This is a genomic window from Erwinia sp. Leaf53, from assembly GCF_001422605.1.
Lineage (GTDB): Bacteria > Pseudomonadota > Gammaproteobacteria > Enterobacterales > Enterobacteriaceae > Erwinia.
This window is the reverse complement of record NZ_LMLK01000023.1, coordinates 135,136-154,543: the sequence shown is the minus strand read 5'-3', so window position 1 is coordinate 154,543 and position 19,408 is coordinate 135,136. Positions and strand designations below refer to the sequence as shown.

Annotated in this window: 12 protein-coding genes; 1 reads left to right on the top strand and 11 read right to left on the bottom strand. The window is 61.8% G+C overall.

Annotated elements, in window-relative coordinates:
- Positions 1-37: 37 nt before the first annotated feature.
- The 11 genes from der to ASF13_RS16880 all read right to left on the bottom strand — a co-directional run bounded on the left by der (position 38) and on the right by ASF13_RS16880 (position 18,296).
- On the bottom strand, positions 38-1,537 hold the full coding sequence (gene der, locus ASF13_RS16930; protein ID WP_056238936.1) for a ribosome biogenesis GTPase Der: 1,500 nt from the start codon (positions 1,535-1,537) through the stop codon (positions 38-40).
- A 207-nt stretch (positions 1,538-1,744) separates the two neighbouring features.
- Complete coding sequence (gene bamB / locus ASF13_RS16925; protein WP_056238932.1) at positions 1,745-2,926, bottom strand: outer membrane protein assembly factor BamB; 1,182 nt, start codon at positions 2,924-2,926, stop codon at positions 1,745-1,747.
- A gap of 40 nt (positions 2,927-2,966) precedes the next feature.
- Complete coding sequence (locus ASF13_RS16920; RefSeq protein ID WP_056238929.1) at positions 2,967-3,587, bottom strand: YfgM family protein; 621 nt, start codon at positions 3,585-3,587, stop codon at positions 2,967-2,969.
- Between the two features lie 38 nt (positions 3,588-3,625).
- A complete protein-coding gene (hisS, locus tag ASF13_RS16915; protein ID WP_056238927.1) occupies positions 3,626-4,903 on the bottom strand; it encodes a histidine--tRNA ligase in 1,278 nt (425 codons plus the stop codon).
- Between the two features lie 84 nt (positions 4,904-4,987).
- Positions 4,988-6,109, bottom strand: a complete 1,122-nt coding sequence (gene ispG / locus ASF13_RS16910; RefSeq protein WP_056238925.1) for a flavodoxin-dependent (E)-4-hydroxy-3-methylbut-2-enyl-diphosphate synthase — start codon at positions 6,107-6,109, stop codon at positions 4,988-4,990.
- A 38-nt stretch (positions 6,110-6,147) separates the two neighbouring features.
- Positions 6,148-7,146: a cytoskeleton protein RodZ gene (gene rodZ / locus ASF13_RS16905; protein ID WP_056238922.1), complete on the bottom strand. Its 999-nt coding sequence runs from the start codon at positions 7,144-7,146 to the stop codon at positions 6,148-6,150.
- Positions 7,136-7,834, bottom strand: a complete 699-nt coding sequence (pilW, locus tag ASF13_RS16900; RefSeq protein ID WP_056238918.1) for a type IV pilus biogenesis/stability protein PilW — start codon at positions 7,832-7,834, stop codon at positions 7,136-7,138. Before pilW ends, rodZ begins: the two co-directional genes overlap by 11 nt.
- A gap of 149 nt (positions 7,835-7,983) precedes the next feature.
- Positions 7,984-9,159, bottom strand: a complete 1,176-nt coding sequence (locus tag ASF13_RS16895; protein WP_056238915.1) for a bifunctional tRNA (adenosine(37)-C2)-methyltransferase TrmG/ribosomal RNA large subunit methyltransferase RlmN — start codon at positions 9,157-9,159, stop codon at positions 7,984-7,986.
- 179 nt (positions 9,160-9,338) lie between these two features.
- Entirely contained in the window at positions 9,339-9,770 is a 432-nt protein-coding gene (gene ndk / locus ASF13_RS16890) for a nucleoside-diphosphate kinase (RefSeq protein WP_056238913.1), read from the bottom strand.
- A gap of 214 nt (positions 9,771-9,984) precedes the next feature.
- The gene (gene pbpC, locus ASF13_RS16885; RefSeq protein WP_056238909.1) at positions 9,985-12,342 is read right to left on the bottom strand and encodes a penicillin-binding protein 1C; all 2,358 of its coding nucleotides are present in this window, start codon (positions 12,340-12,342) and stop codon (positions 9,985-9,987) included.
- Positions 12,342-18,296 carry an alpha-2-macroglobulin gene (locus ASF13_RS16880; RefSeq protein WP_056238907.1) on the bottom strand — a complete coding sequence of 1,985 codons (5,955 nt, stop codon included), beginning with the start codon at positions 18,294-18,296 and terminating at the stop codon, positions 12,342-12,344. Before ASF13_RS16880 ends, pbpC begins: the two co-directional genes overlap by 1 nt.
- A 212-nt stretch (positions 18,297-18,508) precedes the next feature.
- Here ASF13_RS16880 and sseA point away from each other — a divergent pair, with 212 nt between their 5' ends.
- Positions 18,509-19,381, top strand: coding sequence for a 3-mercaptopyruvate sulfurtransferase (gene sseA / locus ASF13_RS16875; RefSeq protein WP_056238903.1), 873 nt, complete (start codon positions 18,509-18,511; stop codon positions 19,379-19,381).
- Positions 19,382-19,408 lie beyond the last annotated feature (27 nt).

Here is a 19,408-nt window from a genome sequence, read left to right as displayed (position 1 = left end):
GCCCAGCAAAAAGGGCCCCTCGGGGCCCTTTGCGGTATTAACGTTTGTTCTTTTTCAGATGGCTCATCAGGCGCTGACGTTTACGCTGCTGAGTCGGGGTCAGCAGGTTACGCTTGCCTTCATACGGGTTCTCACCCTCTTTGAACTGGATGCGGATCGGCGTACCCATTACCTTCAGTGAACGACGGAAGTAGTTCATCAGGTAGCGCTTATAGGAGTCCGGCAGATCCTTCACCTGGTTACCGTGGATCACCACAATCGGCGGGTTATAACCACCGGCGTGGGCATATTTCAGCTTCACGCGGCGGCCACGTACCAGCGGTGGCTGGTGATCGTCAGTCGCCATATTCATGATGCGCGTCAGCATCGAGGTGTTCACGCGGCGGGTGGAACAGTCGTAAGCTTCGGTTACCGACTCAAACAGGTTGCCCACCCCGCTGCCGTGCAGCGCGGAGATAAAGTGGATGCGGGCGAAGTCGATAAAGCCCAGACGGAAGTCGAGGTTCTCTTTCACCTCTGCACGCGCTTCCTCTGTCATGCCATCCCACTTGTTGACCACAATCACCAGCGAACGCCCGCTGTTGAGAATAAAGCCCAGCAGCGACAGATCCTGATCGGAGATGCCTTCACGGGCGTCGATCACCAGCATCACTACGTTGGCATCTTCAATCGCCTGTAGCGTTTTGATCACCGAGAACTTCTCTACGGTGTCGGTGATTTTGCCGCGCTTACGTACCCCGGCGGTGTCGATCAGAATATATTCACGTTCGTCACGTTCCATCGGGATATAGATACTGTCGCGGGTAGTGCCCGGCATGTCGTACACCACCACGCGCTCTTCACCGAGAATACGGTTGGTGAGCGTTGATTTACCGACGTTCGGGCGGCCAACGATAGCCAGCTTGATCGGTAGCGTGCGCGGGTCAAACTCCTCTTCGGGCTCTTCTTCCACCGCTTCGCCACGGGCTTTAGCGGCTTCACGCTCCAGCTCTGCCCAGTAGGCGGCGTTCTCTTCTTCTTCGGTGATTTCACGCGGGTCGACTTCGTCCATCCACGGCAGCAGCACCATCTCCAGCAGGCTGGTGACGCCACGGCCGTGTGAAGCGGCGATCGGGTGGATCTCGCCCAGACCCAGCGACCAGAAGTCGAGCACGGCGGCATCGGCATCCAGACCGTCGGTTTTGTTGGCCACCAGGAAGGTTGCCTTTTCACGGGAGCGCAGGTGCTTAGCAATGGCCGTATCGGCGGGCATCAGACCGGCACGGGCGTCTACCATAAACAGCACCACGTCGGCTTCTTCAATCGCCAGCAGCGACTGTTCGGCCATACGCGTTTCCACGCCCTCTTCGGTGCCATCGATACCGCCGGTATCAATACAAATAAACTCACGCCCTTCGACCTCGGCGCGACCATATTTGCGATCTCGGGTCAGTCCAGGGAAATCCGCCACCAGCGCATCTCGCGTGCGCGTCAAACGGTTAAAAAGGGTAGATTTTCCCACATTGGGACGCCCGACCAGCGCGACCACAGGTACCATATTAAAGCCTCATAACTGAAAAATAGGGCCCGCTGCGAAGCGATTTTCTGTCAAACACAGGATTTTAAGTCGCAGGGATCGGGCTGATGGCGCTAAGGATAACACGCCCGGAAAAAAACAAAACGGCTCCTGAACGTTCAGGAGCCGTTTTTTCCGCAATTCAGCCGTGGTTAATCACGGCCGGGTGCGGATGTTACCGCGGTGAGATTAACGCGTAATCGCGTACACTTCGCCGTCTTTGCTCTGGATCAGCAGCTTGTCGCTGGCCACCACCGGCTCGGTCTGGAAACCGGAGCTGTCCAGTTTCTGCTGAGCCACGAAACGCCCGTCTTCGGTGTTGATCCAGTGCAGGTAGCCTTCGCTGTCGCCAACCACCACGTAGCCGTTATAGAGCACCGGTGAGGTCAGGTTGCGGTGCAGCAGATCGCTCTGGCGCCAGATGGTCACGCCACCTTCGGTGCTCAGCGCAATGACGCGGTCATCCTGATCGACAAGGAAAATACGGCCACCGTCGACGATCATGTCGTGAACAGAGCCGATTTCACGCTTCCAGATCACCTGACCGGAACGCAGGTCGAGGGCGGTCAGGTTGCCGTTGTAGGCCAGCGCATACACCACGCCGTTTACCACGATCGGGGTGGTATCAACGTCTGCCAGGCGGTCGATCTCGGTCGCGCCGCTTGGCTGAGAGATGCGCTGCTGCCAGATAATCTGGCCCTGATTCAGGATCACGGCGCTGACGCGGCCGTTATCACCGCCGACGATCGCCGCACCAAAGGCGACGGCCGGGGCAGATTCACCGCGCAGGCTCAACGCCGGCATATCCAGGTTCACCGTCCACTTCACCACGCCGCTGGTCTGGTCCAGACCCTGCAGCATGCCGTTGCTGGTGTGTACCAGCACCAGACCATCGCTAATCACCGGGCGCGACAGCACTTCACCGGCGGCTTTGGTCTGCCAGGCCACGGAGCCGTCGCTGCTGTTCAGCGCGTAAACCTGCGCGCGCTCGCTGCCGACGTAGACGTGGCCGCCGTCAACGGTCAGGCCGCCGGACAGCAGGGCCGGGAGATTGCTGGAGAAGAAGCCGGTCTTTTCAGACAGATCGACCTTCCACTGCTCTTTACCGTCGCCGGCGTTCAGCGCTTTTACCACGCCGTGGCGGTCTGCCGCATAAACGGTGCTGTCAGCCCAGGCCGGATGCAGGTTCGAGTAGAAGTCACCCACGCCGTTACCCACCGAGGTACTCCAGACTTTTTCCGGAGTAAACTGGTTTTGCACGGTTGGCAGAGGGGACATTTTGACCACGTCCTCTTCACCGCTAAACCATGAACATCCGCTGAGTAAAGTGACTGAAATCAGTCCCGGCAACAGTATCTTACGCAATTCCATGAAATCCCTCTTGTGCCTGTGCAGGCCAAATTATTCGCTATTAACCTGGCAGATTATTCATTTTCATTTGCAGCATCTCTTTCAGCGCGGAAGAGGTATCGGCCGCGACGCCTTTGCTCCACGCGTCGCGTGCGCCCTGGGTATCCCCTTTGCTGAGCAGCGCTTCACCACGAACATCGGCGACGATGGCTACCCAGCCGTCACCCTTGATGTTTTCCAGCGTTTTTAATACCGCATCCGGCTGTTTCTGCTGCAGCTGAATACGCGCCAGGCGCAGATTCAGTACCGCCTGCAGGTTGGCATCTTTGGTATCCTGCAGACCGTTCTGCAGCTGGGCTGCCGCTTTATCCAGCTGATTATTGTCAACATAACGCTTCGCGAGGTCCAGCGACGCCAGCGCACCGTAGGTGTTGTTGTTGTCGCTGGCGAACTTCGCCGCCGCGTCAAGCGTAGCCGGTTTGCTGGCATCCAGCGCTGCGGTCACCTGCTGATAGGCCGCCGACGTCTCACGGGAGCCGCTGTCTTCATGACTGCTCCAGTATTTCCAGCCGACCAGGGCACCGACGCCCAGCACCACGCCAGCCACCAGCGCTTTTCCATTCTGAGCGAAGAAATTCTTCAGCGCGTCAACCTGTTCGTTTTCGTTGCTATACGATTCCACGCAGTACTACTCCTTTAAATCGTCTGTTTGCTTTGGGCTTAGTGCTGTAACATCGCCGCCAGCGTGGCGGCTACGTCCTGCTGCGCCAGCGTTTGCTGTTCGCCATTACGTAAATCTTTAATCACGACCTGCGCTTTCGCCACTTCATCTTCGCCGAGCACCAGCGCGACGCGGGCACCCCACTTGTCCGCACGGGCGAACTGCTTCTTGAAGTTGCCGCCGCCAAAGTTGGTCATCAGCTTCAGATCCGGCTGCGCGTCACGCAGCTGCTCTGCCAGCATCATCGCTGCGCCCTGCACCCCGGCACCTGAAGCGATAACATAGACATCAACATTGCGCGTCGGTTCAAATTCCGGGTTAACGGTTTGAATCAGCAGGACCAGACGCTCCAGCCCCATGGCAAAACCGACCGCCGGGGTGGCGCGGCCACCCAGCTGCTCAACCAGGCCGTCATAACGGCCGCCGGCACAGACGGTGCCCTGCGAACCCAGGCTGCTGGTCACCCACTCAAATACGGTGCGGTTGTAGTAGTCAAGGCCACGCACCAGGCGCTGGTTGACGGTGTAAGCAATGCCGGCGGCATCCAGCAGCGCGCACAGGCCGCTGAAGTGTTCGCGGGAGTCGTCATCCAGGTAGTCGGCCAGCGCCGGCGCGTCGTTCAGCAGCGCCTGCACGTCCGGGTTTTTGCTGTCCAGCACGCGCAGCGGGTTGGTGTACATACGGCGCTTGCAGTCTTCGTCCAGCACCTCGATGTGCTGCTCAAGGAAGGCCACCAGCGAGTCACGGTAGTTAGCACGCGCCTCCAGTGAACCGATTGAGTTCAGCTCCAGGCGCACGTGCTCAGAGATCCCCAGGGCTTTCCACCAGCGGGCGGTCATCAGGATCAGTTCGGCATCGATATCCGGCCCCTGCAGGCCAAACACTTCGGCACCGATCTGATGGAACTGGCGGTAGCGCCCTTTCTGCGGACGCTCGTAACGGAACATCGGACCGATATACCACAGGCGCTGCTCCTGGTTATACAGCAGGCCGTGCTCGATACCGGCACGCACGGTGCCTGCGGTACCTTCCGGGCGCAGCGTCAGGCTTTCGCCGTTGCGGTCATCGAAGGTGTACATCTCTTTTTCAACCACGTCGGTGACTTCACCAATTGCGCGCTTGAATAACGGCGTCTGCTCGACGATCGGCAGGCGGATTTCACTGAAACCATAGCTGCCCAGCACCTGCTTGAGGATCTGCTCAACGCGCTGCCACACGGCGGTGTCGGCAGGCAGGTAGTCGTTCATGCCGCGAATGGCCTGGATGTTCTTCGCCACGAATTCTCTCTCAAATTAAATGTGTCAGGGGAACGGCCGCCGTAAAGACCTGTTTTCAGGCCGGCGTGCGTCGCTCCCGGCTCATTACTTTTCGACCTGCTGTACGTTGATCCGACGGGTTTCGTCGAGGATCGTCGCTTTGGCGCGGATACGCGCTTCCAGCTGGTCAATCATATTGTCGTTATCCAGACGCTCGCGCAGGCGCACGCCGTCTTCGTAGAAACCGCTTTTCTTGCTGCCGCCGGTCACGCCCATGGTGGAGACGGTGGCTTCGCCGGGCCCGTTGACCACGCAGCCGATGATCGAGATATCCATCGGGGTGATGATATCTTCCAGCCGCTGCTCCAGCGCGTTGACCGTGCCGATCACGTCAAATTCCTGACGGGAACAGGTCGGGCAGGCGATAAAATTAATCCCGCGCGAGCGAATGCGCAGCGATTTCAGAATATCGAAACCGACCTTCACCTCTTCTACCGGGTCGGCCGCCAGCGAAATACGCAGCGTGTCGCCGATCCCTTCAGAAAGCAGCAGGCCGAGGCCGATGGCAGATTTAACCGCACCGGCACGCGCGCCACCGGCTTCGGTGATGCCTAAGTGCAACGGCTGATCGATCTGCTTTGCCAGCAGGCGATAGGATTCTACGGCAAGGAACACGTCAGAGGCCTTAACGCTGACCTTAAACTGGTCAAAATTAAGACGGTCGAGATGATCAACGTGGCGCATTGCCGATTCCAGCAGCGCCTGTGGCGTCGGTTCGCCATATTTTTCCTGCAGGTCACGCTCCAGCGAACCGCCGTTGACGCCGATGCGGATCGGGATGTTGTAGTGACGCGCGCAGTCGACGACGCTGCGGATACGCTCTTCGTTACCGATGTTGCCTGGGTTAATGCGCAGGCAGTCCACACCGTATTCGGCGACTTTCAAAGCAATGCGATAGTCAAAGTGGATATCGGCAACCAGCGGTACGTTGACCTGCTGTTTGATCAGGCGGAAGGCTTCCGCGGCGTCCATGGTCGGCACGGAAACGCGAACGATGTCGACCCCTACCCGCTCCAGCGCTTTAATCTGGGCCACGGTGGCGGCGACATCGGTCGTTTTGGTATTGGTCATGGACTGGACGGCAATCGGTGCGCCATCCCCCACGGGCACTTTCCCGACGTAAATGCGTGTGGATTTGCGACGGGTAATGGGGACTTCACTGTGCATATTGGTTCTCCATAATTACTCGCGCCGGGGCAGAGGCGTTACTGCGCACCCAGAGTCAGGCGAGCAACCTGGTTAGTACGGATAAAACGGCTCAGATCGACAGGTTTACCCTGGTATTCGATCTGCACTGCGGCAGGTGCGCCGATTTTTAAGCGGTAAGGAGCGGTACCCGCCAGGCTGAGTTTACCACCGCTGCGCTGAACACCGCTGAACAGTTTTTTACCCGCCGCATCGGTGACTTCAAGCCAGCAGTCGTTGGTGAAATTCATCACCAGCGCGTTCGGGTCTGCCGCCGGTGCGCTGACCGCCGCGCTGCCGGTTGGCAGCTGTGCGCTGGCGTTATCCACCGGTGCCTGTGAAGGTGAAACCACCACAGGCTGTGTGTTCGCAGCCTGAGCAGGTGCTGCCGTGGCGGCAGGCGCCTGAGCGGTCGCCGCAGGCGCCGCAGCTGCCGGGGCAGCGCCCGCCGCATCAGCGGCAGGCGTGCTGTCAGACGGCGCTGACGGTTGCAGTTCAATGTTGTTCGCGCCGTCGGCGCTGCCGTCGGTTAACGGAATCGACTGGCCGTTATCGCTGCCGACCGAGGCGTTCTGATCGGACATCGATACCAGGTCGTCCTGCGCGGCCTTGTGGTTCTGATACCACCAGGCACCGGTCAGACCGACCACCACAAACAGCACCAGCCAGGTGAAGATCATCAGCCAGCCATCGCGCTTTTTACGGCGCTTGCCCAGTGAAAAACTCTGCATTGGCTGCACGCGGGCGGCCTGTACCGGTGCCTGTTTAGCCAGCATCGGTAACAGCTCCTCTTCGGGTACATTCACCAGGCGAGCATAGGAACGGATATAGCCGCGCAGGAAGGTCGAGGCGAGATCGGCAGGCGATTTGTCCTCTTCAATATCCCGCACGGTGGAAAGTTTCAGGCACAGGCGCTCAGCAACGTTCTGCTGGGTCAGCCCCTTGAGTTCACGGGCGCTGCGCAGGCGCTCGCCTGTGGAATTTACGTTAGATTTTTCTTGAGTGGCTTCAGTATTCATTAGCTAAAAAATGCTGGTACTGTATCGAAAGTGGAAAAATTCGCGCAAGCCGTGCTCCGTAACGCCTAACGTCATCGGGCCGGTTCTCCTGCGCGGCGAAGCGAATCTCTAACCACAGGCTCTCTGCCGAAGCAGGTAAAGACTGTTGGTAAACATCTAACAGGAGGCGCGATTCCGCACGTCTCCCCTTTCCATAGCGCCTTTCGGCTTCAGCCAGCAACAGCATCCCTCTGGCTGGATCGTACCGTACCGTCTTAGCCAGCGCATCACGTGCTGGCTCAGGCTCACCGGCATTCAGGTAACAGTAGCCTGAATTTTCAATACTGTCGGCCCGCAGGCCGCCTGTTGAAGATTCCGCCACCCGACTGAACTGCCGCTGTGCCGCATCATACTGCCTTAATCCGCAGAGAAACGCACCGTAATTATTAAGCACATAGCCGTTTTGCGGTGCCAGCTGCCGCGCCTGACGGTAGGACTCTGCCGCAGCCGCGGCGTCCCCGCTCTGCTGCTGAAACCGCGCCATGGCCAGCCGGGTGCGATAATCCTCCGGGGCCAGCGCCAGCGCCCGCTGCAGATTGCGTTCGGCGGCGGATAACTCACCGCGCGCCAGCCATGCCAGCCCCAGCTGCAGGCGGGTATCGACCAGCGATTCCCGCTGCGGTGGTCGCTGGCAGCCACTCAGCAGCATGCCCAGCAACACGGCGGCCCACAGTCCCTTGCTCCCTGTTTTCACCCGTCCCTCCCGGCGCTTTATCTGGCTGAAAAAAACCAGCCTGGCACCGTTCAGTGCGGGCGGGAAGCGCAAAGACGGTTATTGCAGCGGATTCATCGCTGTTTTCAGAGCGCCTTCACAGCGATGGATTCACCGGCCATCTTCTTCTTCAGCGTGCGTTTGGTACGGTCGATCACGTCCCCGGCCAGCTGGCCGCAGGCGGCATCGATATCGTCGCCACGGGTTTTACGCACGATAGTGGTAAAGCCGTAGTCCATCAGCACCTTGCAGAAACGGTCGATGCGGCTGTTAGAGCTGCGGCCATACGGCGCGCCCGGGAAGGGGTTCCACGGGATCAGGTTGATCTTGCACGGCGTATCCTTCAGCAGCGCCGCCAGCTCATGCGCGTTGTCGGTGCTGTCGTTGATGTGATCGAGCATCACGTACTCAATGGTCACCCGCCCCTGGTTGGCATTGGACTTGCTGATGTAACGGCTGACCGCGCCAAGGAAGGTCTCGATGTTGTACTTTTTATTGATCGGCACAATATCGTCGCGGATGGCATCGTTCGGGGCGTGCAGCGAGATCGCCAGCGCCACGTCGATCATATCGCCCAGCTTATCCAGCGCCGGCACCACGCCAGAGGTGGAGAGCGTTACGCGGCGTTTTGACAGGCCAAAGCCGAAGTCGTCCAGCATGATCTCCATCGCCGGTACCACGTTATTCAGGTTGAGCAGCGGCTCACCCATACCCATCATCACCACGTTGGTGATCGGGCGCTGACCGGCGACTTTTAACGCACCGATAATCTTCGCCGCGCGCCACACCTGGCCGATGATCTCGGACACGCGCAGGTTACGGTTAAAGCCCTGCTGGGCGGTGGAACAGAATTTACACTCCAGCGCACAGCCGACCTGCGAGGAGACGCACAGCGTGGCGCGGTCTTTTTCCGGGATATACACGGTTTCGACCTGCTGGCCACCGACCTGAATGGCCCACTTAATGGTGCCGTCGGCAGAGCGCTGCTCTTCGGCCACTTCCGGCGCGCGAATTTCGGCCATCTCTTTCAGCTTGCCGCGCAGCACTTTGTTGATGTCGGTCATCTCATCGAAATCATCACAGCAGTAGTGATAGATCCACTTCATGACCTGGTCGGCGCGGAACGGTTTTTCGCCCAGCGCGTGGAAAAATTCACGCATCTGCTGACGGTTGAGATCCAGCAGGTTGATTTTTTCTTTCTTCGGCGTGGCGATGGAAATGGCAGATGCGTCGGACGACGGCGTCACAATCAGTTCAGACATAATGTTCTCTGGCCTCGTTATTACACGTTATGGCACTGGTTTTGATGGGAAAAAGGAAAAAGAAACGCCCCTGACGAGCGAGTTCATCAGGGGCGCATTATTATACTCATGGTGACCGGAGGGTTAAAGCCGTTACTGAAATTATTTGTCAATAACGCGCCGGTCGCCGGGCAGCCGGATTAACGGGTGCGCGGGCAGATCTCGCCTTCGCCGAAGAAATAGGCGATTTCGCGGGCAGCAGATTCAGCAGAGTCTGAACCGTGGGTGGCGTTCTCGGTGAAGCTGTCAGCGTAGTCAGCACGCAGGGTACCGGCCAGCGCGTTCGCCGGGTTGGTTGCGCCCATCAGGTCGCGGTGACGCTGTACGGCGTTTTCGCCTTCCAGCACGGAAACCACTACCGGACCAGAGGTCATGAACTCAACCAGACCATCGAAGAATGGCTTGCCCTGGTGCTCAGCGTAGAAGCCTTCAGCCTGCTCTTTGCTCAGCTGCAGCATTTTGCTGCCAACGATTTTGAAGCCAGCGCTTTCAAAACGGTTGAAGATGGCACCGATGACGTTTTTTGCCACTGCGTTTGGTTTTACGATGGAAAAAGTACGTTCAATAGTCATGTTGACCCCTGTCAATCTGATGAATGTAGCCGTAAAAAGTGTCCGGCCATGAAAAGGCCGCAGATTATAGGGGGCATCTGCCCTGATGCCTATGGGCAATCCGGTGATTTGTTGAAAAACCCGATCGACATCGCGGCTTTTTTGCCCCAACTGCGGCTATTTTACGCAGGCCGCCGACGGATGACCAGAACCGGCACCCTTTTCCTGCGCTGAATTAGTTGACCAGCATCACAGCGATCGGACGGCTGTCGGCGCGGCCGCGGTCGTCAACGGCGCGGATGCGGTACTGACCCGAACGCGTGGGCCGCCAGTCCAGCGGTTTGCGGCTGGCGCTGCTGCCGAGATAAATATCATCGACAAACCAGTACACCGTGCTGCTGTCAGCGTCGGTCACCGCCGCAAAGCTGATGTTCTCCTGCCCCTGGCGCGACTGGCGCAGGGTGTAGGTGGTGTTTCTCAGCGGGGAGGTAATGCGTGGTGCAGCACCGTCCACGCCGCCCGGCTGGCACTGCGCCTGCGGCGGCGGCCTCTTCGGCAATCCCGCCAGCGCAAACACCTGGGCGAGATCGGAGGGCCAGAACTCAAAGACCTGGGTATGCGTCTGCTGCGGGTCCCACGGCGGGCAGGCCACCTCACCGCTGTGGTTATCGATCTGCAGCGGGCGGTAGACCGTATCGACCTTAATCGGCGAGGTGCCGGGAATAAACCAGCTCTGCCCGCGCTGCTGGCACCACTGCGTCGGCAGGTTGCCGCTCGGCAGGCAGACCTCCACCCGCTTCAGCCGCGGCGGGAAGCGGTGCCCCGGCTCGCTCAGCCCCGGATAGCTGGCCTTAACGCTGTCGATAATATTGAAAAACAGCGGCGCGGCCGCCTCAGCGCCGATAAAAGCGCTGTTGCCCTGGCCGGCAAAATTCCCCTGCCACACCACCAGCACGTACGGGCCGAAGATCCCCACGCTCCAGGCATCACGGAAGCCCCACGAGGTGCCGGTTTTCCAGTAGACCGGCAGCGTGGACGGGCGCTGGGCCAGGGTGTCGCCGGGGCGGCGGTGCTGGCGAAGCATGTCCAGGGTCATAAAGCTGGCCTCTTCGCTCAGCAGGCGCACGGCGGCCGGCTGCGGATCGTCAGCGCGGAAACGCAGCGACCGCAGCTCGCCGCGGTTGGCCAGCATCGCATACAGTTTTGCCAGCTCCTGGGCGGTGACCTCCCCGCCGCCCAGCACCAGCGACAGCCCGTAGTGGTTCTCGCTGGCCATGCCGCTGATACCGGCCAGCTGCAAAAACTGATAAAAACCGGGCTGATGCAGCTGCGAGGCCACCCACACCGCCGGAATATTGCGGCTGAAGTTCAGCGCGTCGGTGGCGGTGACCGGGCCGAGGAAGCGACGGTCAAAGTTTTCCGGCGCATAGCTGCCAAACGCGGAGGGTACGTCCTTCAGCACCGTCAGCGGGTGCAGCACCCCCTGTTCAATGCCCAGCGCGAAGATAAACGGCTTCAGCGCCGAGCCAGGCGAACGCTTCGCCAGCGTGCCGTTGACCTGGCCGTGGATGTCGCGGTTAGCATAGTCTGCCGAGCCGACCAGCGCGCGCACCGCCATATCGCGGCTGTCCACCAGCAGCACCGCCGTATTGTGGATGCCGCGCCCCTGGTTGCGGCGGATAAACGCCCGCGCCTGGCGTTCCACCAGCTGCTGCATCCTGGCGTCCAGCGTGGTGCTGACCCACTGCCCGCCCGCCCCACCCGACTGCTGCGCGGCGGCCTGCAGCTGTTCGATAAAGTGCGGGGCGATAAACGGCAGCTGCTGCGGCTGACGCAGCGCCAGCGGCAGGGTAAACAAGGCGCGTTGCCCGGCGTCGGTAGGGTAGCGCCGCTGCCAGCGTTGAAAAAGCCGGTTGCGCGCCTGCAGCAGCGGCGGGTTAAGCTCGCCGACCCGCGGGCTGATGCGCAGGCTCGGCGACTGCGGCAGCACCGCCAGCGTCAGCGCTTCCGGCAGGGTCAGCTGCGCGGGTGGCTTACTAAAGTAAATCAGGCTGGCCGCGCCGATGCTCTCAATGTTGCGGCCATAGGGGGCATAGTTGAGGTAGGCCTGCAGGATATCGTGCTTTGAGTAGCTCAGCTCCAGCTGCAGCGCGCGCAGCACCTGCAGCAGCTTGCCGCCGGGGGTGCGGGTATTAAGCTGCCAGCGCATGCGCGCCAGCTGCATGGTGATGGTCGAGCCGCCCTGCATCCGGCCGCCGGCTACGTAGCTGCGCCAGAAACCGCGCGCCAGGCTGAGCGGATTAAATCCCGGGTGGTAATAAAACCAGCGGTCTTCATGCAGCAGCAGCCCGCGCACCGCCAGCGGCGAGACCGCCTCCAGTGGCGTCCACAGCCGGTAGCGATCGTCGCTGGCCAGCTGCAGGCGCAGCAGGCTACCGTTACGGTCGAGCCACGCCACCGACTGCGGCAGCCCGGCGGCCAGCGGCGGATGCGGCCACAGGCGGAACGCCACCAGCGGTGCCGCCACCAGCAGCAGCGCCATCGCCACGTTTTGCGCCAGCCGCAGGCGGACACCCGGCTTCTGACCGGCCATCACGGTGCGGCTTTCGCCGGCGCTTCAGCTACCACCTCCAGCCGCCCCTGGCCCGCCGACAGCGCCTGGATATCGCGGTTATACATCGCTTCACCGTAGGCCGGCGGGATGACAAAGCTGCCGCTGTTGGTGGCCTTGATCTGGTAGATAAACTCCTGCAGCTCGTTGCTGGCGCTGCCGTAGATAATCACCCGATCCTCACGGATATCGCTGAAGTCCGGGGCCCAGGTCGAGCCGGTTGCCGCCAGCGGTGACCGCCAGCCGCCGGTGGCGTCCCCGCCTTCCTCATCGCCTTCCGGCGCCGGTGGCGTCTGCTGCACCACCTCAAAGCCCCCCGGCAGCAGGTCGACGATCGCCAGGTTGCTCAGCGCCGCCTGGGAGTTGGCGCGGATCTTCAGGTGCACGTTCAGCGTCTGGCCGACCGTGACCTGGCTCACCGGCTTGCCGTCGGCGTCGGTGTAGTCGCGGGCGATCTCCAGCCCTTTGGCGATCGCCTGCTCAGGCGCGTGCAGGTCATAACCCGCCTGCGTCACCACGTACCAGGCCGGGGCCTTGTCCGGGTTACTGAACTGCAGTGAGGTGGCCGCAGAAGTGAACGTCCCCTGGGCAAACTGGCCGTTAAGCGAGGAGATCAGCGCTGCCGCCTGGCCGTTGCCCGCCTGCTGGGTAATGGTCAGCCGCTCGGCGCCGCCCGCCTGCTGCGCGTAGCTCTCCAGCGCCAGCACGCTCATCGCCGCCGAGAAGGTGGTGTAACGCTCTTCGCGCAGCGCCTGCAGCATATTCTCCAGCACCTGTGGCGGGATCTCCGCCACTTTTTCCGGGAAGGCGCGGGTAATCAGGTACAGTCGGGTGGCGTCCTGCACCAGTGGATCGTAATAGTTGTTGTTCCACCAGCCCTTATCCCACGCCCTGCTTAATGCCTGCCAGCTCGGCTGCAGCAGGCGATTCGCCTCGTCATCGGACTTCAGCAGCTTCCACGACGCCGCCAGGTAGAGCGCGCTGAGGTCGGTCTGCCACTGCTCAGGATAACGCTGCTGCAGCGCCTGCTGCACCGCCGCCAGCGCGTTAGTGGTCACCTCGCCCTGGCGGGTCAGCAGCCACACCGCCCAGCTGCGCAGGCGCAGCTGATAGAGATCTTCACCGCCGCCGGCCGCCATCACCCGCAGCGCGGCGTTGGCATCGTCGAGCATGCCGGCTGGCAGCGCGTAACCGGCCGCTTTCGCCTCCAGCAGGTACTGCACCACGTACGGCGTAACGAACGGGTCGGCCTGCGGCGAGGCCATCCACAGGCCGATCGCGCCGTCGGCGTTCTGCCGCGCGCGCAGCACGTCCATTACGCTTTTCACCTGCTGACGCACCTTATCGGCCTGCGGCCCGCCGCGCAGCTCCGGGCGCAGGCTCTGCAGCAGCAGCGGGATTGACTGGCTGACGATCTGTTCGGAACAGTAATACGGGTAGTTTACCAGCCAGCCGGCCAGCCCGCGGGTCAGCACCAGCGGCGAATGCGACACCGCCGCGTCGCGCTGTGCGTAAGCGCTGAACATCTGCCGCAGGTTGCCGACCTGCTGCTCGCTGCCGCTCATGCGCCCCATCACCGTCTGGGTGCGGAACGGCATCGCCGGGCGCACCGAGGTGCTGATGGTGCGCTGGCTGCTGCTGCCGTCAGCGTACGTCGCGGTAAAGTGCAACGGCGCATCCCCCGGCTCGCCGCTGACCTTCAGGCGGAAGTTCACCACCCCTTCCCGCTTAGCCGCCAGGCTGAGCGTCTGCGCGGCCGCACCGACCACCTTCAGCTGCGCCGGTGGCGTCAGTTGCACGTGAATCGGCAGCGGCTGGTCGCCCTGGCCGTCAAGGTTGTTGCTGACGCCGACGCTGACGTCGAACTCGTCGCCCGGTGCCACCATCGCCGGCACGTTCGGCGTCAGGATCACGTCATCACGCACCGTGGTGGCGCTCTGCGCTTTGCCAATTTTGTCCGCGGTCACCGCGATCGCCATCACGCGGATTTTGCCGTTAAAGTAGTCCGGCACCGGATAGCTGAACTGCTGCTGCCCGTTAACCTCGGTAATGCCCGACCAGTAGGCCACCGGCTTATCGCGCTTGCGCTTAAACGGGTTGAGGTGCAGGTCCATACCCTCGCCGCCGTCGCCGCCCGGTGCCGAGGTCAGCGCCATCAGCTTGCTGAACGACGGCAGGATCAGATCGAGGATTTGCGAGCTCTCCACGCTCAGCTCGCGCTTGCGGAAGAAGTAGTCCAGCGGATCGGTCAGCCGGTAGCGCGCCACCTGCAGGATCCCCTCGTCCACCGCGAACACCGCCACCTGCTGCGGCCCCTCGGTGGTAACGTCGATCTTCAGGTCCTGACCCGGCTTCATCACCGCCTGGCTGCTGAGGGTGAAGCGGTTCTGCCGGTGCGCGTTGCTGATTTTAAACGGCATCACCCCGTAGCTCAGCGGGCTCATAAAGATCTCGTCGGAGTTGATGTCCCGCACGAACTGCACGTTGATATAGGCGTTACCCTCCAGTCCGGCGGGGATGCGGATCTTCTGCACCGAGGCGGTGGTATCGGAGTGGAACCACTGCCAGCTGTAAACGCGATCTTTCTCGATGGTGATCAGCCCGCTGCCGGTATAAGGCGCGTTGATCGCCACCTCAATCTCACCGCCCGGCGCATACTCCGCCTGATCCAGCTTCAGCTTCAGTTCGGCGTTACGGTCCAGCGAACGGCTGATATTGCCCTGCCCGGCCACGCTGTAAGCGATGCGGTTCAGCACCTCACCCTTTGCGTTCTCCACCGCCAGCACGAAGTCGCCCGGCTGGTCGGTGGCCAGCGCCAGCGAATGGCCGGCGGCGCTGAGGTCGAGTGGCGCAGAAGAGAGCGGGATCTCCTTCAGCTTCGATTGATACTTATAGACGCCGGACTCCTGGCGGGTCAGCACCGACAGGTATTTCTGCTGCAGCAGACGCAGCGTCAGCCCGTTGACCGCGATCTTCTCCAGCGACGGATTAATGGCGATCAGCTCAAGGTTACGCTGCGCATTCTGATGAATATAACCGAGGTCGCCGTCGGCCTTCGCGCCGATCAGGTAATCATACGGCGACACCAGGGTACGGGCGGTCGCCGCCACCGAGCGCCCGCCGCCGGCGACAAACGCCTCTGACAGCAGCTGCAGCTGGTACGTTGACTGGCCGAAGCCGCTGAGATCCAGCCCGATCGCCGTACGGCCGTCATCGCCGGTGGTACTCTCTTCCAGTTCGGTGTCGTAGCCGTCGCTGGCGGAACGGGCTTCGTAGAAGGCGAAATCCGGGTAGCGGTCAAAGGCCGGCCACACCGGGCGCAGCGTCAGTTTTGAGGTCACCCGCCGCCCCTGCGCCGGGGTGCCAAACAGGTTCTGCACGTCGATGCTGGCCTGCAACTGATCCGGCTTCACCCAGCCCTGCTGGTGATCCGGGGTCAGCGTCAGCTTCACCTTCAGCTGGTCCGGCTCAAACTCTTTCACGTTTACCGCCACGCTGCCGAGCAGTCGGATGCCGTCTTCGTCCTTGCCCGGCAGGTAGAGGTACACCGTCCACTCGCCGGTCGGCGAGCTCTCTTCGGTGGTAAAACTCAGCTCGTTAAAGCCGCTGGCGCTGAGCGTCAGCGGCACGGTGCGCATCAGTTTATCCCGCGGGTCGTGGATTTCGGCCCGCACCGGAATGCCGGTGACCGGCACCACCCAGTCGGCGGCGCGGGTGATCAGCCCGATATTAAAGGTGTCGCCGGGGCGATAGACGCCGCGATCGGAGAACAGGTAGCTGCTGAGCGTGCGGGTGTCCTGCGGCGTGGCGTCGCCCCAGACGTCAAAGCGCGAGAAGTCGAGGCCGCGATCGCTGTTGCTGCTGGTCGGCAGGAAGGAGACGTCACCGGCTTTTTCCACGAGGAACATCACCGGCTGGCGCTCGTTGTTATAGACCTCCAGCGACGGGAAGCTGACGTGGCCGTCGCTGCCGGTCTGCCGTTGCAGCAGCGGCTCGCCGTTTTTCGCGATCACCGTCACCGTCGCCCCGTCCACCGGCTGCCCGCTGGCGATTGACTGCACAAACAGGTCGCGCGTCTGGTCCTGGGAGCGTTTAGCGATAATCCCCAGGTCGGTGACCACCACAAAGCGCGAGTCCCCCGCCGGCGGCGCGTCGCTCTGCTCGTCCTGATACTCGTCGCTCTGCGGCGCGTCCTCTTTCTGCCCCGGGGTCCACGGCGACAGGGTCAGCAGGAAGATGCCGCGATGGGAGTCGGCGTTGGTGGAGAGGTAACGCCCGAGATCGACGCCCTGATAGCTCACCTGGCCCGGCCGGGCATTGGCGATCGCCGTCTGATAACGGAAACGCTCGGTAAAGTACTCGTCGTTAAGGCGGTTAAACTCAGTGGAGGCAAACTCACCGCTTTTGAAAGAGACGATATGCTGCAACTGGCTCGGGATCACCCGGCGAATATCCACCCGCAGCCCCGGCACGTTTCGCGCCGCCACGCTGATGCGCTTATCACCGTTGACCGACAGCAGCGCCCCCTCGGCGGCAAACTGCAGCAGCTGCGGATAGTCCGGCACCTGCACCACCCGCCAGACCTTCTCGGCCATTTTATAACCGCCGGAGGAGGTCAGCGCCGGGTTAATTTCCACCAGCATATAGCGCTGCACCGGAGCGCTGAATTTGAAGCTGAACTGCGGCTGCCAGCTCTCTTCGGCTTCGTTCTGCGTCAGCGCCAGCGGCTCGGCGCGGTCCAGCACCGCCTGGTCGAGGTTATCGAGATCCCAGGCAGCCGGTTCCTGTTCCGCCTGCTTCGGCTGGCGCGGATCGTACTGCGGCAGCAGCCACGCCTGCACCGACCGGCCCAGCTCTTTATCGCGCACGGCATCGCTGAAGCCGATCACCAGCGCGTGCTCGCTCTGGCTGCCGGGCTTATCCACCACTTCGGCGGCCACGTCGCTGACGCCCAGGCTGTAGAGATTCGGTACCGTCACCCAGGCTTCCGCCTTACGATCCGCCACGTTGCCGGGGTGGGATGATTTCAGCCCCTTGCCGACCTGCAGATGCACCACGCCGCCGTGATCCATCGGCTGTAGCGGTTCCGAACGCACCCAGGCGTTCAGCTTTTTCTCATCCCAGTTCAGGGTAAATTTAAGCGGCTTTTCGGCCTGGCCTTTGGCGCTGGCCAGCCCGAGCGTCAGCTGCTTCTCCACGCCCTGCACGTCGGCCGGGGCGCTGAAGCGCAGGTTAAAGATGGCGCTGTGCTGGCTGCTCTGCTCGGGGTTCTGGTAGTACTCGCCGGAGGCGATCTGCCAGTCAAAGGCCGGCACCCGGAAGGTGTATTTCGTCTGCTGCAGGCGAATCTGGGGTGCCAGCAATACCTCCGGCTGCAGGGTAACCGCATACTCCGCTCCCAGCGGCAGCGGCTGCTTTGGCGTAAACAGCAGCGTGTTGGCGCTCTGCCACTGCCACTCGCCCGCAAGCGAAGGCTTCAGGCTGACGCCCTGCTGTACGGCTTTACCCACTTGGGTGACCGGCGCGACCGAGCGGTTAAAGCGCAGCGTTAAGGTCTGCAGCGCCGGTTTCGCCTCGCTGTAATCGACCGGCGGCGGATTAATGACGTCCGCGCGGCTGTTCTCAACCGCCAGCGGTGCAACCTCGATCGGTTGCGGCCGGTTCTGCCACGCGTGCCAGCCGTAAACGCCAGCCACCGCCGCCACGCAGAGTAACAGCAGGCCACCCGCCACCTTTTTCGGATGCCGGGCTGTTCCGCGCTCCATGCGCCGTAGCCCTGCCCCCAGCGCGCTGCCCCAGCGCGGCGCACGCCAGTTAACTTCACCGAACAGCGGCCGCAGCAGCCAGGCAAGACCGCGCAGCAGTCCGCTCAGCAGGCGCCACAGCGCAAAAATCAGCATAAAAGGCAGGCGCAGAAACAGTTTAAGCACATCCATCGGCAGGTTCCTTTTGTCCATCAGGGGGCGTGGCGAAACACGCTGTTACAAACGTCTTAAAATAGTAAACGCTCGGCGGCTGTTTATCTATCACTTGCAGGGGGCAATTTGCCAGCGGTTTCGCAACCGGTGCAGCAAACGGCGCATTTAGTCTTGTACCCGCTCACAAAATCGCTGACACTCAGCCCTACTATGCGAATGACGAGGCTGCTATGACCCCTTCTGCCCTTTTTGTTACCGCCGACTGGCTGGCGGAGCATCTTACCGATGACAACCTGCAGGTGATTGACGCGCGAATGCTGCCGCCCGGCCAGGAAAAGACCCGGGATATCCAGGCAGAATACCTGGCCGCTCACCTGCCGGGTGCACCCTTCTTTGATATTGAAGCGCTCAGCGACCATACCAGCCCTTACCCGCATATGATGCCGCGCGCGGAAACCTTCGCGGTGGCAATGCGCGAGCTGGGCGTCAGCGCCGACAAACACCTGGTGGTGTATGACGAAGGCAACCTGTTCTCCGCGCCGCGCGCGTGGTGGATGCTGAGCAACTTTGGTGCCGGGCAGGTATCGATCCTGGCCGGTGGCCTGGCGGGCTGGAAAGCCGCAGGTAAACCGCTGGCCAGCGGTGCGGTCAGCCTGGCCGACGGCGAGTTCGAAGCGCGTCAGCCGGACCCGGCGGTGATCAGCCGCGTTACCGAGGTGCTGCTGGTCAGCCATGAGGGCGGCGCGCAGATCGTTGACGCCCGCGCCGCTAACCGCTTCCACGGCGAGGTGGACGAGCCGCGACCTGGCCTGCACCGTGGCCGCATTCCGGGCAGCCTTAACGTGCCGTGGAATACGCTGGTTGCCGACGGCGCGCTGAAACCGGCCGACGAACTGAAAACGATTTTCAGCCAGCAGGGCGTCGATCTCTCCCGGCCGGTGATCGCCAGCTGCGGTTCCGGCGTGACCGGCGTGGTGGTGGTCCTCGCGCTGACCAGCCTCGGCGTAAGCAACGTTACCCTGTATGACGGCTCCTGGGGCGAATGGGGCAGCCGCAATGATTTGCCGATTGTGAATGACAGCGTGGGTGAGGCAAAGGCGTAGAAAATGCTGTAAACGGCATCGGGATAA

Excerpts from the sequence above, each read along its gene's own strand:
- ispG (WP_056238925.1), bottom strand. The coding sequence starts at position 6,109 with ATGCACAGTGAAGTCCCCATTACCCGTCGCAAATCCACACGCATTTAC.
- rodZ (WP_056238922.1), bottom strand. The coding sequence starts at position 7,146 with ATGAATACTGAAGCCACTCAAGAAAAATCTAACGTAAATTCCACAGGC.
- ndk (WP_056238913.1), bottom strand. The coding sequence starts at position 9,770 with ATGACTATTGAACGTACTTTTTCCATCGTAAAACCAAACGCAGTGGCA.
- bamB (WP_056238932.1), bottom strand. The coding sequence starts at position 2,926 with ATGGAATTGCGTAAGATACTGTTGCCGGGACTGATTTCAGTCACTTTA.
- ASF13_RS16880 (WP_056238907.1), bottom strand. The coding sequence starts at position 18,296 with ATGGATGTGCTTAAACTGTTTCTGCGCCTGCCTTTTATGCTGATTTTT.
- sseA (WP_056238903.1), top strand. The coding sequence starts at position 18,509 with ATGACCCCTTCTGCCCTTTTTGTTACCGCCGACTGGCTGGCGGAGCAT.
- pbpC (WP_056238909.1), bottom strand. The coding sequence starts at position 12,342 with ATGGCCGGTCAGAAGCCGGGTGTCCGCCTGCGGCTGGCGCAAAACGTG.
- der (WP_056238936.1), bottom strand. The coding sequence starts at position 1,537 with ATGGTACCTGTGGTCGCGCTGGTCGGGCGTCCCAATGTGGGAAAATCT.
- pilW (WP_056238918.1), bottom strand. The coding sequence starts at position 7,834 with ATGCTGCTGAGTGGCTGCCAGCGACCACCGCAGCGGGAATCGCTGGTC.
- ASF13_RS16895 (WP_056238915.1), bottom strand. The coding sequence starts at position 9,159 with ATGTCTGAACTGATTGTGACGCCGTCGTCCGACGCATCTGCCATTTCC.